At 61.1% G+C, this 517-nt stretch carries 1 pseudogene; it reads right to left on the reverse strand.

The features are described 5' to 3' along the window. Nucleotides 1–517: pseudogene (locus SM757_RS35040) on the reverse strand (hypothetical protein); the annotation flags it as partial.

The following is a 517-nucleotide window of genomic DNA, read 5'->3' on the forward strand; positions in this document are numbered from 1 at the left end:
CTAGTGGGGCGTTCGCCACGCCTTTTGCCATTGAGCCACTGCTGCTCGTGAGCGACGCAGCGGCCGAAGGACGCATGCTCCTGATGCGGCCAGCCGATGCATGCGCTCCCGTGCTCGTTGCCGACGCACATGTCGCCGGCCGCCCCAGGTAAATGGCGTTGGATTTTTGTTCCAGGCTCGTGCAGCTTGCTCCAAGTTGAAGATGATCTGTTCAGGCATGTGTAGATCCTGCCCGGCCAGAGCTCGCTGCACCAGGATGTGTTGCATCGACTCGCTCAGGTTGAGCCATGATCCGCCTACGGGGGTATACAGCGGCATGACGCCGTGGTCGAACAGCCAGCCCACGAAGCTCGGGGTGAGGTGGCCTGCCAAGTTGTCCATGATCAGCAGCATGCGCAACCGCTTGGGATCCTTGCGCAGGGTAATACGCACACTCAATCCTTGTTGCCACTGCGACCACATTTCGGGCTCGGCAGGCAGCCCGCTGTCTGGGGGCAACCGGTTCAGGATGTCTTCA

The organism is Azohydromonas lata (assembly GCF_034427735.1).
Lineage (GTDB): Bacteria > Pseudomonadota > Gammaproteobacteria > Burkholderiales > Burkholderiaceae_C > Azohydromonas > Azohydromonas lata.